Genomic DNA, 13352 nt, shown 5'->3' on the forward strand with positions numbered 1-13352 from the left:
GAGAATTATGATTGCGTCTGGCGTGCCCTGAAAACCGAAGGATTTTCCCCTGCAACAGCGGCGAAGGCTTTTGCAAAGGCACTGAGCGAGGCATAGCCGCATTCGGCAGCCACTATGGTAACTTGTTGGCCTTCCATCAGCAGACTCATGGCGTGCAGCATACGTGCCTGCGTCAGCCAGGCCTGCCAGTTCATGCCTGCTTCCCGCTGAAAACTGCGCCGGAAACTGCGTTCCGACAAAGCTGCGGCGGCCATCGCTCCGGCCTGCGTGGCTTTTCCGGGTGCGGCCAGAGCGTAATCTATGGCGCGGGTAATGCGTGTACTGCGGGCACCAGGCAGAAACAAAGGCAATTCGTCCTCCAGCCATTCCCCGCAGAGCATTGCCAGAGACTGGAAAAAACAGCGCGCCAGAGGATCCTGTTCTGATGCGCCAACCGGCCAGCGGGTGGCGTAAAGGATCATTTCACGCATCAACGGATTTGCATGAAGAACACGGACCCGCTCTGCTCCACTGATTACACAGTCCGGTGAAAAATAGAGCGATGCACTGTCCATATCCATGATCGTGGTGCGATGACGGATGCTGGCCGGTATCCACACCGCCTGCCCAAGCGGCAGGATATGCTGCCCGGCTTCGGTTTCAATCCGCATGGCCCCGGAGGCAGCGTAAATCAGTTGATGATACGGATGGGTGTGCCAGTCATAGGTGGTGTTGCGTGCATGGTCCCGGAACGCAAAACCCGCTCCGTATGGTTTGTCGATACCGTAACGGTGGAGAATATCGGCTGTTTCGTCTGGGGTCAGGAGCTTCATGACGGCCCTTTCATGGTCGTGAGATGTGGCCGTTGTTCATTGAAATCTGGCCTGAAAGCGTTAGCCGGTCAATGATGTCTTTGCCTATCTTTTCCGCCCAAGCAGGAGAGAGAGAGCCATGACCCCATCAGACACCAAACACGACGGAGCTCGGCAGAGTCATGATCATGCGGTGATCGCACAATTTACACGATGGGCCGGGACTTTTGCCGCATTGCCCGTGCATGCGGAACACTCTGCCATGGTCCGTACGCTGGCCGCCTGTGCCCTGACCCCGACTTCCCGTGTGCTGGATGTGGCCTGCGGTCCGGGCATTCTGACATGCGCCATGGCAGAGCAGGCACAGCATGTATCCGGGATTGATCTGACCGAGGCGATGATCGGACAGGCAAGACGGCGGCAGAATGCAGCCAGTCTGCACAATCTGGAATGGCATGTCGGACATGCCGGATCACTGCCGTTTGAGGATAGGTCTTTCGACTGTGTGACCACGCGCTACAGCCTGCATCACATGACCGATCCGGGGCGCATCCTGGCGGAAATGAAACGGGTCTGCTGTGAAGGTGGCCGGGTGGTGGTGATCGATGCGACCCCTGCACCAGAGAGTCAGGCTGCTTATGACAGGATGGAACGGATACGCGATCCGTCACATACCTCTGCTCTCACTTTGATGCAGTTGCGGGAGGCCGGGCGGCAATGCGGCCTGATTGAACAATTGATTGACGGCTACCGTCTGGAAGCGAAACTGGAGGAGTTGGCCGATCCGGAGGCTATGCCCGCCCTGACGGAGATGTTCGAGGCAGATATCCGCTCCGGTGACGATCGCCTGGGTGTGCAGGCTTACCGTGCCGTCGATGGTCTGCGGCTGTTTTTCCCCATCTCGATTATCGCATGGCAGGTCTAGGGCCACGAGATAAGGAGTGATCAGGGCAGAACCCAGCGTGCGGCATCACGCAGAATGGCACTGTCCAGCGCATACAACGCATCCAGCAGTTCCACCTGCAACGATCCGGGGCCATCGGCGCGGATAGCGGCCAGTTCTCCGGCCAGACCGGTGGCGCATAAGCCGGCACAGGCGGCAATCAGCGGGTCTGGCTCCACCGCCGCAAAAGCGCCGATCAGCGCAGTGGCGGTGCAGCCGAGGCCGGTGACGCGGGTCATCATCGGGTGCCCGTTGGCGATGCCGATCAGGCGCGTGCCATCGGTCACGTAATCTGTGGCCCCCGTCACGGCCACCGCTCCACCGGTACGGCGGGCGAGTATAGAAGCTGCCTCCAGCGCCGCTGTGGAGGAGACGAGGCTGTCTACGCCGCGCCCACCGCCGCCATCTCCGGCCAGGGCAATGATCTCCGAGGCATTGCCGCGCACAATATGCGGCTTTGCCTCCAGCAGATCACGGGCCAGTTCGGTGCGATAACGCAGGGCACCGACCGCTACCGGATCAAGCACCACCGGCTTTCCGGCCTGGCGTGCAGCCGCCATGGCCAACCTCATGGCAGCGGCACGGGGGGAGGACATGGTGCCGAGATTGATAACCAGACTGTCGGCCATACGCGCAAAGGAGTCCACTTCCTCCACCCCCTCAACCATGGCGGGCGAGGCTCCCAATGCCAGCAATGCGTTGGCGGTGGTATTGGTCACCACCAGATTGGTGATGTTGTGCACAAGCGGTCGTTTTTCTCTCAGAAGAGTGAGCAGATAAATGGTCCGCTCTGTCAGCCAGGCAGCAGATAAAGGCTCGTCTGTCATCGCATGCGCTCCATCCTGTGCAACATATTCCCCCGGCAGAAGAAGGGAAACCCGATCCCGGCTGGGACGTAAAGACCAGAGACGGTCCCGCCATCGGTATGACGGTCCGAGATACGAAATGCGCGCCAGTCCGCGCGCCTCGCAGATCAAGGAGGATGTTGCATGGGTAATCGTGATATTGACGCTGCAGTCACCGATCTGAAGGGTAAGGTTAAAGACGCTGCTGGCGGCTTGACCGGTGATACCGGGCTGCAGGCCGAAGGCAAGCTGGATCAGGGCATCAGCAAGGCAAAGCAGTTTGCGCACGATGCTACAGATGCGGTTCAGGACGGTGTCGAGCATCTGCGGGATAAAGCGAACAGCGCTGAGGAGCATGCGCGCCAGCATGCGGAAAGCGTGACTGCCCGGCTGCGTGATCTTGCCGAGACAGCGTGGGAAAAAGCCGCCGATGCGGGTGGCAAGGTTTATGAATCCGGTGTGCGCGGCGGACAGAAACTCGGGGAAAGTCTTGAGCAGAAGCCGGTTCTTTCTGTCGCACTGGCCGGTGTGGTTGGGTATCTTGCGGCTTTCATGATCCATTCTCCCTCAAGCCCGCTGGCTCCGGAGCCTCCGCCGAAACGCCGTTGGCCGTTTTGATGATAGAGGCTTGATGGTGAGGATCTGTTTCTTTCCTGCCGTCATCCATCTGTGGACGGCAGGCGGAGGTGCAGTATAGTCGCAGACCCACCAGAGAAAGCGGAAACAGGGCTTTGAGCCAGTCAACACACTCTGCCGGGGATGGGATATCCCCGGCTTTCATGCATGATGTGTCTTATTCTGATCGTGAATCGACCCTGAAAATTTCGGGATCCGCCACGGATACCAATAATGGAGCAGGGATGCGGCAGGCTCGGGCTCTGGAGCGTATCGCACGTATTCTGGCCTGGGTGGCGGGTACTATTCTCGTTATTGCCGTGCTCAGCTTGCTCTCTGACGTGCTGCTGCTGCTGTTCGCGGCCATTCTGGCGGCCTGTCTGTTGCGTGGCGCAGCCAATGCTGCCGCCAGCCGGCTGGGCGGAACGCCGGGGTTGTGGCTGTCCCTGATCTTGTTGTTGTTCGTCGGGATCATCGCCGGTGCCATCTGGCTCCGCGGACCAACGCTGATCACGGAAATCGAGGCACTGGGTGGCAGGCTGAATGATCAGTTCAGTGCAGTCTGGGACCGGCTAGGCTCGCTCGATTATGCGCAGCAGGTGGTGCACAAGGCGCGTGCCTACCTGTCATCCGCAGGGGAGAAGATCGCCGGTCTTGCGGCGGGCGCGGCAACCAGTACGCTTGGTGGCATCGGCAGTCTGGCGGTGATCCTGATCGTCGCAATATATCTGGCCGCCTCGCCGGGCATCTACGTGCGTGGCACTTTACGGTGTCTGCCAAAATCATGGCGGCCGCGGGGGGCTGAAGTGATGCATGAAACGGCCCATGCGCTGCAATGGTGGTTTGTCGGGCAGGTGGTCGATATGGTGATGATCGGCGTCCTGACCTGGATTGGCCTGTCCCTTTTGGGAGTGAAACTGGCCGGCACGCTCGCCCTGATCGCGGCGCTGTGTAATTTCGTACCCTATGTCGGTGCTATTGCAGGCGCTGTTCCTGCTGTGCTGGTTGCGTTCGGTGAGGGACCGCAGACGGCGCTTTATGTGGGAATGATGTTCGCAGGCGTGCAGGCGCTGGAGGGCAACGTGATTGCGCCGATCGTGCAGAAGAGCACGGTCGATCTGCCGCCGGTGTTGACGATCCTGTCCCAGACCGTGCTGGGCACGATTTTCGGGCCCGTGGGCCTGATTTTGGCGACACCTATTTTCGCGGTTGGCATGGTCGCGGTCAGAATGATCTATGTCGAGAGCATTCTCGGTGACCACGATGGCGCCCTGCTGCCTCCGCTTGAGCAGACCCCGGATGGTCAGTAATAAGGTCAGTAATAGCGGGGCGCAGGAATGGTGCGGAGGATCTGGCACGCCTGCATCTGCTCAGGCGGTAAAGTGTCCGCTGTGTCACAGATCGCCTCTGCACCGGCCCGGCATGATCGTTCTGCGATCAGCCGGTTGCCTTCCATGATATCGACCGACACAGGGTCGGCCTTGCTGACGGTCTGGTTATTGATCACGAGATCAGCCGACGCATTGAAATCCTTCATAGCCTTGAGACAGTCGTTGCTGGCCTGGCCCTTATGAGCCTGCAACAGGTTAAGCTCCGCTGTCAGCCTGGCGGTGGCCGGATCCTTGGGGGCCGGGGCATCACACCCAGCCAGAACGGCGGGAAGGATCAATGAAGCTGCTGCCAGCCTGATCAGTCTGATATCCATCGTACTCTCAGGAATTCGTATTGCGGGTGGGTGTGATCGTGCAATGCTGGCTGCGATTGACGGTCAGGGAGCCGGTTCTGGTGCTGTCTACCGGATCGGGATAGGTCAGAATAATAGTTCCGTTTTTTGGCTCGGCGGCCATTTCAACGCGCGTGGCTCCCACCAGCACGACATTGCTGTCGCAGGTGATCGAGACCGTGTCGGCGGCCTTTGGCGTGTCACTTCCACAGGCACTCAAGGATACCAGCAACGGGGCTGCAATCATCAGGGCGCCATAGAGTGTTCTGGCCTGCATCAATTTTCTCCGTTGATTGCGAATCGGTCTGTGCCAACACAGACAGGAAAAATGCAATGCTCCGTGCTGGCAAGAGTGGACAGGGGCTCGTGCCGAATGTTTCCGCTTTTCGACTGATCTTCGGATTCTGGCCGTGGGGAGCAGATCGGGGCTGTTTTTGGTATGGCTGCCAAGGAGGAAGCGGCGGTGGTGTATCTCGTCAGTGGGTTCTATACGGGCGCACCATGCCTATTCCGGCCTGCAATGTGGATACTGCTAAGAGAAAGCGAGAATGAGCGCGTTTAAATTCAACGCCTTTAACGATCGACGTGAGGCTGCCGCAAAAGCAAAGGCAGCCATGCTGGACCGCTTCAAAAGTGCGCCGAGCCTTGATGATCCCGACATCAAGCAGAAGCTGGAGGAGCAGCGTATCGCCTATGAAGCGCGTGAGGCCCGTCTGGCCGAACGCAAGCGCCTGAAAGCGGAAGAGGCTGCTCGGATTGCCGCGGAAAAAGCCGCTGCCGAAAAGGCCCGTATCGAGGAAGAGCGTGCGCATGAAGCCGCCAAGGCGGCGGCGGCTGTTGAGGAAAAAGCCCGTGCCCTGGCTCTGCTGGCAGAACAGAAGGCCGAGCGGGACCGCCGCTATGCTGCGCGTAAGGCCCGCACCGGCCGTAAATAACCGACGGTCGCGAAAAGGATAGGCGGGACTATTCCCGCAACAGGAAGCGGCGCGAGGGGGGTATCCCTGCGCGCCGCTTTTTTCGCTTCAGCGTTTCGCCGCCGAATCGGCATGTGCCTTCAGCAGTGCTTCCAGCGGTAGATCAAGTGCGGGGCAAAGGGCCTCGATATGCGATGTCTGAAGGGGGATGTCCTTGCGCAGGATGGCGCTCAGCTCTTCTTCCGGCAGCCGGGTAATAGCGGATAGAAGGCGTGGCGGAATGGAGCGTTCAGCCATGGCATTGCGGATCAGAGCAATCGGATCAGTGCTTTTGGGATCAGCCTGAGAAGCGAGGTAGTGCCCGGTCAGGATGGCCCAGACACCCAGCATCTCATGTTCACGGCTACCTGGTTCCGGGTTGTTGTTCATCAGGCGATGCATTTCTACACGCGCCGCTTGCAGATCGGCTTCATCGCGGATCGGTTTGAAATCCATGCCCGACAGGCTCCCCAAAGATGATGACTATGTCTCGGGGGCGTTCTTAAAGCAGATGGGACAGTGAAGAAAAGCGGTCTGGACTGTTATGATGAGGTGAGGGCGATGCTTGAGTGAAAGAAAGGGCGGGATCAGTTATCGTCGCCGTGCAGGGGAACCTTGACCAGCATGGTAGGGGTCGGTTGGAGGTTACGCTCCATCACCACTTGCGACGAGTCTTTCCAGGTATAGCCATCCCCCCTGAACTCGTCCCTCGGCTGGTAAAGAGTGGCCGAAACATACGGTTTTGCGGGTTGGACCGGCTTGGTGGGCTCACCGACATCAAGATTAGGCATCGGGGCCGCGGTATAGTTTTCCTGGTGGGTGGCACTGATGGTTGTCTGTTCGGAAGGAGAAGCGGCAAAAGCTCCTGTGAAGGACGGGATACAAAGCACCGCCACCACCAGTCCTGCCGTGAATACCGGCTTCATGACTTTATTCTGCCTCCCAGCGCCAAAGCGCGTCTCCCGTCCTCATCTGTCTGTCGGACGGTTATCCGATATGCTTTGTAACTGTTCCAGAATTTGCTTGTCTTGCCGGACAATCAAGTAAAACCTGCAACCGCATTGATAAAAAAACGTTATGTTGCCCGTTCGCCGCATTCCGCGCCTGTCATGGAACGGAAGGGCAGAATATTGCAGCCATGAAAAAGGGCTGCCCTATTCTCCTTATTGTCTGATCAGCCGCCGGCACCGGTCCAGGCGGGTTGAGGACGATAGAGCCTGCTCTTGCATTCACTGGGTGGCAGGACGATCTGAAGTGCTTCTACCAGCCGGTCGATCATCTCATCCGTATGCTTCGGTGTCGCGGTCAGACGCAGCCGTTCAGCCCCTTTGGGTACAGTCGGGTAGTTGATCGGGGTAGCATAGATCCCGAATTCATCCAGCAGGCGTGCGCTGATGTCACGGCACAGCGCGGCATCGCCTACGAAAACCGGAACGATATGGCTTTCGGACTGCATACGGGGTAGCTGAGCCTCATCTAGCTTGCGCTTGAGCGTATCAGCCCGTTCGAACAGCTGGATACGTCTGGTGGGATCACTGCGAAGATGACGGATGCTGGCCAGCGCTGCTGCCACGACCATGGGCGGCAGAGCGGTGGTGAAGATGAATCCGGCCGCAGTGGAGCGCAGGAAATCAACGATTTCTGTGTTGCCGGTGATATAGCCGCCATGCACGCCGAAGCCCTTGGCCAGCGTGCCTTCGATGATGTCCACGCGATGGGCGACATCATCCCGTTCTGACACACCGCCACCGGTCGGGCCATACATCCCCACGGCATGCACTTCGTCCAGATAGGTCATGGCGCCGTATTTCTGGGCCAGATCGCAGATCGCGCTGATCGGGGCGATGTCGCCATCCATCGAATAGACGCTTTCAAAGGCGATCAGCTTGGGCGTTCCGGTGGGGGCGGCAGCCAGCAATTCTTCCAGATGCTCCATGTCGTTATGGCGGAAGATCTGCCGTTTCGCATTGGCGGCGGCCCGCATGCCGACGATCATGGAGTTGTGGTTCTTCTCGTCGGAGAAGACATGCCAGTCGGGCAGACTGTTCAGAATAGTACCCAGCGCTGCCTGATTGGAGACATAGCCGGAGGTAAACAGCAACGCAGCCTGCTTACCATGCAGGGCGGCCAGTTCGGCTTCCAGCGCATCATGCAGGGGATTGGTGCCGCTGATATTACGTGTGCCGCCCGCGCCTGCGCCCATCTCATGCGCGGCGGCAATGGCAGCCTGAATAGTGATCTCGGACGTGCCCATCGCCAGATAATCGTTGGACGACCAGACAGTGACTTCCTGCACGCGTCCTTCGTGTTCCCGATGGTAGACGGGGAATTTGTCGGCCTGCTTTACCAGAGGGGTGAACGTGCGATACCGGCCCTGTGCCTTGATGTCGTCGAGCGACCGGCGACAGAGATCATTGAAAGCGTGCATGATGTGGTCGTCTACTTCCTGCTAGCTCACGCCATGGCGTGCCGGTTTCAACCTGGTCCTGAGTAAGCGACGCTTCGCTGCCGATACGCCAATCCCTGGATCGCCCCTCGCTTAATCTTACCGGATATCTGATGGAGCGGGAACACACAATTGTTCTTTGGGGATGGAGACGTCAAGTTTTAGTAATCGTCACAAATGGATAGGGTGCATGGCGGAATTATCATGACCATGCCGGATTTAATCCTGGCCCCGTTTGACGAAGATTCTGATTTCCGAGGTCTGAATGGCGGGGTCTGTCATAGCGGCCAGACTGATCTGGTCGGCGTCGACTCCCATCAGCATCATGTCTTCGGCAACGGTGATGGCTTTCATGCGGGCGGCTTTGGCGCGTCCTATCTGCCGCGTGGGGTTGCCTGTCGCGGGTACGACGGTCGTCACGACATAGACAATCCCGGGATGAGAGATATTGGCCTGTTGCACAGCCGTTCTCAACGCATCCGTATAGCTGCGATCCGCATCGTCATAACCATCATAGCGGATGGTCAGCAGCGGAATGCGCCCTTCGGAGTTCAGGGCAGATATGAGCGCGGAGGGCGGCGGTTTGGCAGGGACCGCGCCGAAAGTGGTGCGATCCACCAGCTTGCACCCGCCAAGGCCGGGGGCCGCAGCAAGCATCAGAACCAGCAGGGATCCCGGCTTCACCCATGGATGCAGCGAGGAGGGTAATAATCTGTGCAGGAAAGGCATTGTGCTCCGGCTCCGCGATGCCCGCAGGCTTGCAGGGTTTGGCGGGCAGGGCAAGATCATCGCCGCACAGGACGCGCAGCAGACAGGAAGAGGGCAGCATGAGCGGCAGTAATCGGCGGATCAACGGTGAGCGTCTGTGGGACAGCCTGATGGAGATGGCGCAGATCGGGGCAACGCCGAAAGGGGGCGTGCGGCGTCTGGCCCTGAGCGCAGATGACCGGATGGGGCGAGACCGCCTGGCGGCGCTTGGCCAGGCGGCAGGCTATGCCGTCAGGACCGATGCGATCGGCAACATGTTCTTGCGGCGCGAGGGGCAGACTCCAGACAGGAAACCGGTTTTGTTCGGCAGCCATCTGGACAGCCAGCCAAGCGGCGGAAAATTTGACGGTGCGCTGGGGGTCATGGCCGGGTTGGAAGTGCTGCGCGCACTGGATGAGCATGGAATCGTCACGGAGGCCCCGGTCGAGCTGGTCAACTGGACCGATGAGGAAGGCAGCCGCTTTGGCCGGGGATTGCTGGGGTCTGGAGTCTGGGCAGGTGTGAACAAGCTGGAGGAGACTCTGGCCCTGCGTGACCATGCCGGTACCAGTGTGGCCGAGGCTCTGGAGGGGATTGCCGGAGATGCCCCGGCAGAGGCTTTCCCGGCGGATAGCTATTTTGAACTGCATATCGAGCAAGGGCCGATTCTCGAGGCAGAGAATGCCGATATCGGAATCGTTACCGGCGCACAGGCCCAGATCTGGTGGGATGTCACCGTCACCGGTCAGGATGCACATGCTGGCACTACCCCGCCTTCTGTGCGCAAGGATGCGCTGCTTTGCGCGGCCCGGATCATTGATCTGGTGGATCGGATGATGCGCGCACGGGGGGAGGCCGGGCGTGGCACGGTGGGGGAACTGCATGTGCTGCCTAACAGCCGCAATGTGATTCCGGGTGAGGTGCGCTTTACCGTGGAGTTCCGGCATCCCGATGATGCCGAGATTGCTCGCATTGCCGCCCAGTTCCCGCGAGAGGCTGGGTTCATTGCCCGGGACTGCGATGTCTCGCTGGCCTTGGAACCGGTGCTGAGGCTGGCATCCCAGCCCTTCGACCCGTCCTGCGTGGCATTGGTGGCGGAGGCCGCGGCGCGTCATGGCTATATAGCGCGCGAGATTGTCTCCGGGGCCGGTCATGATGCCATTTACGTGGCACGCAAGGTGCCGGTGGCGATGATTTTCGTGCCCTGCCTGAATGGCCTGTCGCATAATGAGGCCGAAAGCATCACCAGGGCTCAGGCGGAGGCCGGAACGCAGGTTCTGTTCGATGCGGTTCTGGCGCGGGCCGGGATCGCAGGATGAGCGTGGCGTGCATGGCTGAGCCCAGACTGTCGATTCTTCGCTGTTTCTGCCGGGTTCGCGGCTTCCGCACTTCGTAGGGGCCTGTATAACGAATGATCGCGAGAACCGGCGCGGAAGGCGCGCTGGAGAAAAAATGTTACGCCAGCCTGCCTGTTGCGCGAGATATTCTTGCGTTTCGGTAAGCTGGTGGAGCGCTTGAGGAAAAGGAAGAACGCCATGGCGGTCAAAATCGCGATCAATGGTTTCGGGCGCATCGGACGGCTGGTCCTGCGCGCCATCGTGGAAAGTGGACGCGAGGATGTCGTCCCCGTCGTCATCAACGATCTGGGCAGTGTCGAGGCGAACGCCCACCTGTTCCGCTATGACAGCGTCCATGGCCGCTTCCCCGGCGAGGTGCAGGTGGACGGTGACAGCATCATCATCCACCATAACGGTCGCACCTTCGGCCCGATCCGCGTGACGGCCGAGCGCGATCCTGCGAAGGTGCCGTTGCAGGGCGTGGATGTAGCGATGGAGTGCACCGGCCTGTTCACGAAGAAGGATACGGCAGGGCAGCTGATCACTGCCGGTGCCCGCAAGGTGCTGATTTCCGCGCCGGGCGACGGGGTTGATGCCACCATCGTCTATGGCGTGAATCACAACACGATCACCCCGGATATGACGGTGATCTCCAACGCGTCCTGCACCACCAACTGCCTCGCGCCGATGGCCAAGGTGTTGCATGACCGCTTCCGCATTCTGCGCGGCTACATGGTGACGATCCATGCCTATACTGGCGATCAGCGCACCGTGGACACGCTGCACAAGGATCTGCATCGCGCCCGTGCTGCCGCTATGTCCACCATTCCAACCAGCACCGGCGCGGCCAAGGCCGTCGGCCTTGTGCTGCCGGATCTGAAGGGCAAGCTGGATGGCACTGCGATCCGCGTACCGGTACCGAATGTCTCGCTGGTGTCGCTGGATGTGAACCTCGAAAAGACCGCGACCGTCGAAGACGTGAATGCTGCCATGAAAGCCGCCGCTGAGGGCGAGTTGAAGGGCATCCTCGATTACAACACGGAAAAGTTGGTCAGCATCGATTTCAACCATGCCCCGGCATCCTGCTCCTTCGATGCGACGCAGACGGCGGTGGTGGATGGCCAGATGGTGCGTGTGATGGGCTGGTATGACAACGAATGGGGTTTCTCCAACCGTATGTCCGACACCGCCGCGCTGTTCGGCAGCCTGTAAGAGACGGTCGCACAATATGTCGTTTCGCACATTGGACGGGCTTGATGTCCGTGGACGCCGGGTGCTGGTCCGGCTTGATTTGAACGTGCCGATGCGTAACGGGCGGGTGAGTGATCTCACACGCATCGAGCGTCAGGCCCCGACGGTGCGGGAACTGGCTGAAGGCGGCGCCCGTGTCATCGTCATGAGCCATTTTGACCGTCCGAAGGGGAAGCGGGTGCAGGAAATGTCCCTGCGTCCGATCGCCGAGGCGCTGGGTGAGGCACTGGGTCAACCGGTCGCTTTCGTGGATGACTGCATTGGCGGCGCGGTGGAAGAAGCTGTGGCCGGGATGAAAGATGGTGACGTTCTGGTGCTGGAAAACACCCGGTTCCACGCTGCGGAAGAAAAGAACGATCCTGAATTTTCCCGTCTGCTGGCCTCTCTGGCCGAAGTGTATGTCAACGATGCGTTCTCTGCCGCGCATCGTGCCCATGCCAGCACGCATGGCGTGACCGCGCATCTGCCCGCCTATGCGGGGCGGCTGATGCAGCGGGAGGTCGAGGCGCTGGAACTGGCGCTCGGCTCGCCCAGCCGCCCGGTGGCGGCGATTGTAGGTGGGGCGAAAGTATCCACCAAGCTCGATCTGCTGGGCAATCTGTCCACCAAGGTGGATGTGCTGGTGATCGGCGGGGCGATGGCCAACACCTTCCTGGCTGCGCAGGGCATCAAGGTTGGCAAGTCGCTTCAGGAAGCGGAGATGCATGATACCGCACGCGCCATTCTGGAGACGGCGAAAAAGGCCGGTTGCGAGATTTTGCTGCCGGTCGATGCGGTGACGGCTACCGAGTTCCGGGCCGATCCGCCGACCCGCACCGTCAGCATCAACGAAATTCCGGATGATGCGATGATGCTGGATGTGGGGCCGGAAACGGTGCGTCTTCTGACGGAACGCCTGTGCGGTGTCAAAACACTGGTCTGGAATGGCCCGCTTGGCGCGTTTGAGATCAGCCCGTTCGACAAGGCGACCGTTGCTTTGGCCCAGTCCGTTGCAGGGCTGACGGAAACGGCTGGGCTGGTCAGTGTGGCGGGTGGTGGTGACACTGTCGCGGCGCTGAAACATGCCAGTGTGGTTGAGCGTCTGACCTATGTTTCTGCCGCGGGAGGTGCCTTCCTGGAGTGGATGGAAGGCAAGGAACTGCCGGGTGTCGCGGTGTTGCGCGCCTGATAAATGCCGCTCTCCTGCCTGTTCCAATCGGGACAGGCAGGAGAACGAAGCATTTCTGGGCTAGTGAGGCCGAATTTCAGGATTTTTCCGTTGCAGCAGGCTGATGATATCAGGGGTCGAGCGCATCTTCGCGTTGCCCCAGCCAAAGCAGCATTGCCAGCAATAGAGCGGTGAAACGGAACGCACTGGCAATGCCGTTCCATTGGCTGGACATCCACATGCCGAACCACTCGCCGCCAATCACTATAAAGCCGCCCAGCCAGAGCAAGACGCCACCACTCAGCCCGAGCACGGCAAGGTGTTTGGCGTTGTGAAAAGCAGCTGCCGTCGCGTGACGTGCTTGCCATAAGCGCCCTATACCCAGCCAGCATAGCGTGGCAGCCAGCACCTCCACCATAATGATCAGAGCATAGGCTGCGTGTTACAGTAGCAGCGATTGAATGGCGCGATAATGGAACTGTGTGCATCCGGAAAAATCGTATCCATCATCAGCACGTGCTGCACGAATGCCAGTTAGTGCCGCTGTCAGTCAG

The 13352-nt window shown here is 59.8% G+C and carries 16 protein-coding genes; 7 read left to right on the forward strand and 9 right to left on the reverse strand.

Annotated elements, in window-relative coordinates; all coding sequences use genetic code 11:
• Positions 1 to 5 precede the first annotated feature (5 nt).
• Entirely contained in the window at positions 6 to 812 is an 807-nt protein-coding gene (locus GbCGDNIH6_RS01585; protein WP_072562617.1) for an AraC family transcriptional regulator, read from the reverse strand.
• Between the two features lie 118 nt (positions 813 to 930).
• Here GbCGDNIH6_RS01585 and GbCGDNIH6_RS01590 point away from each other — a divergent pair, with 118 nt between their 5' ends.
• On the forward strand, positions 931 to 1716 hold the full coding sequence (locus GbCGDNIH6_RS01590) for a class I SAM-dependent methyltransferase (protein ID WP_072562618.1): 786 nt from the start codon (positions 931 to 933) through the stop codon (positions 1714 to 1716).
• A gap of 20 nt (positions 1717 to 1736) precedes the next feature.
• On the opposite strand, the gene thiM is transcribed toward GbCGDNIH6_RS01590, so the two are convergent.
• Positions 1737 to 2561, reverse strand: coding sequence for a hydroxyethylthiazole kinase (gene thiM, locus GbCGDNIH6_RS01595; RefSeq protein ID WP_072562619.1), 825 nt, complete (start codon positions 2559 to 2561; stop codon positions 1737 to 1739).
• A gap of 162 nt (positions 2562 to 2723) precedes the next feature.
• Here thiM and GbCGDNIH6_RS12625 point away from each other — a divergent pair, with 162 nt between their 5' ends.
• Together GbCGDNIH6_RS12625 and GbCGDNIH6_RS01610 are read left to right on the forward strand one after the other, a co-directional pair.
• Positions 2724 to 3197: a CsbD family protein gene (locus GbCGDNIH6_RS12625; RefSeq protein ID WP_081369906.1), complete on the forward strand. Its 474-nt coding sequence runs from the start codon at positions 2724 to 2726 to the stop codon at positions 3195 to 3197.
• A gap of 161 nt (positions 3198 to 3358) precedes the next feature.
• Complete coding sequence (locus tag GbCGDNIH6_RS01610; protein ID WP_072562621.1) at positions 3359 to 4504, forward strand: AI-2E family transporter; 1146 nt, start codon at positions 3359 to 3361, stop codon at positions 4502 to 4504.
• A 5-nt stretch (positions 4505 to 4509) separates the two neighbouring features.
• Here GbCGDNIH6_RS01610 and GbCGDNIH6_RS01615 read toward each other — a convergent pair whose 3' ends face one another.
• Both GbCGDNIH6_RS01615 and GbCGDNIH6_RS01620 read right to left on the reverse strand, forming a co-directional pair.
• Entirely contained in the window at positions 4510 to 4899 is a 390-nt protein-coding gene (locus GbCGDNIH6_RS01615) for a hypothetical protein (protein ID WP_072562622.1), read from the reverse strand.
• A 7-nt stretch (positions 4900 to 4906) separates the two neighbouring features.
• On the reverse strand, positions 4907 to 5194 hold the full coding sequence (locus GbCGDNIH6_RS01620) for a hypothetical protein (RefSeq protein WP_072562623.1): 288 nt from the start codon (positions 5192 to 5194) through the stop codon (positions 4907 to 4909).
• A 271-nt stretch (positions 5195 to 5465) separates the two neighbouring features.
• Here GbCGDNIH6_RS01620 and GbCGDNIH6_RS01625 point away from each other — a divergent pair, with 271 nt between their 5' ends.
• Positions 5466 to 5852, forward strand: coding sequence for a DUF6481 family protein (locus tag GbCGDNIH6_RS01625; RefSeq protein ID WP_011631013.1), 387 nt, complete (start codon positions 5466 to 5468; stop codon positions 5850 to 5852).
• 87 nt (positions 5853 to 5939) lie between these two features.
• Here the strand turns inward: GbCGDNIH6_RS01625 and GbCGDNIH6_RS01630 are convergent, their stop codons facing one another.
• From GbCGDNIH6_RS01630 to GbCGDNIH6_RS01645, 4 genes are all read right to left on the reverse strand, one after another.
• Entirely contained in the window at positions 5940 to 6326 is a 387-nt protein-coding gene (locus tag GbCGDNIH6_RS01630) for a helix-turn-helix domain-containing protein (protein WP_072562624.1), read from the reverse strand.
• 131 nt (positions 6327 to 6457) lie between these two features.
• A complete protein-coding gene (locus GbCGDNIH6_RS01635; protein WP_072562625.1) occupies positions 6458 to 6796 on the reverse strand; it encodes a hypothetical protein in 339 nt (112 codons plus the stop codon).
• 248 nt (positions 6797 to 7044) lie between these two features.
• Positions 7045 to 8298 (reverse strand): 5-aminolevulinate synthase, encoded by a 1254-nt coding sequence (hemA, locus tag GbCGDNIH6_RS01640; protein WP_072562626.1) that lies wholly within the window; start codon positions 8296 to 8298, stop codon positions 7045 to 7047.
• 237 nt (positions 8299 to 8535) lie between these two features.
• Positions 8536 to 9045, reverse strand: coding sequence for a hypothetical protein (locus GbCGDNIH6_RS01645; protein ID WP_072562627.1), 510 nt, complete (start codon positions 9043 to 9045; stop codon positions 8536 to 8538).
• A gap of 98 nt (positions 9046 to 9143) precedes the next feature.
• Between GbCGDNIH6_RS01645 and GbCGDNIH6_RS01650 the strand changes: the two genes are divergently transcribed.
• The 3 genes from GbCGDNIH6_RS01650 (at position 9144) to GbCGDNIH6_RS01660 (ending at position 12819) form a co-directional block, all read left to right on the forward strand.
• The gene (locus GbCGDNIH6_RS01650) at positions 9144 to 10382 is read left to right on the forward strand and encodes a Zn-dependent hydrolase (protein WP_072562628.1); all 1239 of its coding nucleotides are present in this window, start codon (positions 9144 to 9146) and stop codon (positions 10380 to 10382) included.
• Between the two features lie 216 nt (positions 10383 to 10598).
• Positions 10599 to 11612, forward strand: coding sequence for a type I glyceraldehyde-3-phosphate dehydrogenase (gene gap, locus GbCGDNIH6_RS01655; RefSeq protein ID WP_072562629.1), 1014 nt, complete (start codon positions 10599 to 10601; stop codon positions 11610 to 11612).
• Positions 11613 to 11628: 16 nt separating this feature from the next.
• Positions 11629 to 12819 carry a phosphoglycerate kinase gene (locus tag GbCGDNIH6_RS01660; RefSeq protein ID WP_072562630.1) on the forward strand — a complete coding sequence of 397 codons (1191 nt, stop codon included), beginning with the start codon at positions 11629 to 11631 and terminating at the stop codon, positions 12817 to 12819.
• A gap of 109 nt (positions 12820 to 12928) precedes the next feature.
• Here GbCGDNIH6_RS01660 and GbCGDNIH6_RS12560 read toward each other — a convergent pair whose 3' ends face one another.
• A complete protein-coding gene (locus tag GbCGDNIH6_RS12560) occupies positions 12929 to 13216 on the reverse strand; it encodes a DUF2165 family protein (protein WP_198355789.1) in 288 nt (95 codons plus the stop codon).
• Between the last annotated feature and the right edge of the window lie 136 nt (positions 13217 to 13352).

It is taken from the genome of Granulibacter bethesdensis (assembly GCF_001889525.1).
Lineage (GTDB): Bacteria > Pseudomonadota > Alphaproteobacteria > Acetobacterales > Acetobacteraceae > Granulibacter > Granulibacter bethesdensis_C.

Excerpts from the sequence above, each read along its gene's own strand:
- GbCGDNIH6_RS01585 (WP_072562617.1), bottom strand. The coding sequence starts at position 812 with ATGAAGCTCCTGACCCCAGACGAAACAGCCGATATTCTCCACCGTTAC.
- gap (WP_072562629.1), top strand. The coding sequence starts at position 10,599 with ATGGCGGTCAAAATCGCGATCAATGGTTTCGGGCGCATCGGACGGCTG.
- GbCGDNIH6_RS01590 (WP_072562618.1), top strand. The coding sequence starts at position 931 with ATGACCCCATCAGACACCAAACACGACGGAGCTCGGCAGAGTCATGAT.
- GbCGDNIH6_RS01635 (WP_072562625.1), bottom strand. The coding sequence starts at position 6,796 with ATGAAGCCGGTATTCACGGCAGGACTGGTGGTGGCGGTGCTTTGTATC.
- GbCGDNIH6_RS01620 (WP_072562623.1), bottom strand. The coding sequence starts at position 5,194 with ATGCAGGCCAGAACACTCTATGGCGCCCTGATGATTGCAGCCCCGTTG.
- GbCGDNIH6_RS01625 (WP_011631013.1), top strand. The coding sequence starts at position 5,466 with ATGAGCGCGTTTAAATTCAACGCCTTTAACGATCGACGTGAGGCTGCC.
- GbCGDNIH6_RS12625 (WP_081369906.1), top strand. The coding sequence starts at position 2,724 with ATGGGTAATCGTGATATTGACGCTGCAGTCACCGATCTGAAGGGTAAG.
- GbCGDNIH6_RS01650 (WP_072562628.1), top strand. The coding sequence starts at position 9,144 with ATGAGCGGCAGTAATCGGCGGATCAACGGTGAGCGTCTGTGGGACAGC.
- hemA (WP_072562626.1), bottom strand. The coding sequence starts at position 8,298 with ATGCACGCTTTCAATGATCTCTGTCGCCGGTCGCTCGACGACATCAAG.
- GbCGDNIH6_RS01660 (WP_072562630.1), top strand. The coding sequence starts at position 11,629 with ATGTCGTTTCGCACATTGGACGGGCTTGATGTCCGTGGACGCCGGGTG.
- GbCGDNIH6_RS01610 (WP_072562621.1), top strand. The coding sequence starts at position 3,359 with ATGCATGATGTGTCTTATTCTGATCGTGAATCGACCCTGAAAATTTCG.
- GbCGDNIH6_RS01630 (WP_072562624.1), bottom strand. The coding sequence starts at position 6,326 with ATGGATTTCAAACCGATCCGCGATGAAGCCGATCTGCAAGCGGCGCGT.
- GbCGDNIH6_RS01645 (WP_072562627.1), bottom strand. The coding sequence starts at position 9,045 with ATGCCTTTCCTGCACAGATTATTACCCTCCTCGCTGCATCCATGGGTG.
- thiM (WP_072562619.1), bottom strand. The coding sequence starts at position 2,561 with ATGACAGACGAGCCTTTATCTGCTGCCTGGCTGACAGAGCGGACCATT.
- GbCGDNIH6_RS01615 (WP_072562622.1), bottom strand. The coding sequence starts at position 4,899 with ATGGATATCAGACTGATCAGGCTGGCAGCAGCTTCATTGATCCTTCCC.
- GbCGDNIH6_RS12560 (WP_198355789.1), bottom strand. The coding sequence starts at position 13,216 with ATGGTGGAGGTGCTGGCTGCCACGCTATGCTGGCTGGGTATAGGGCGC.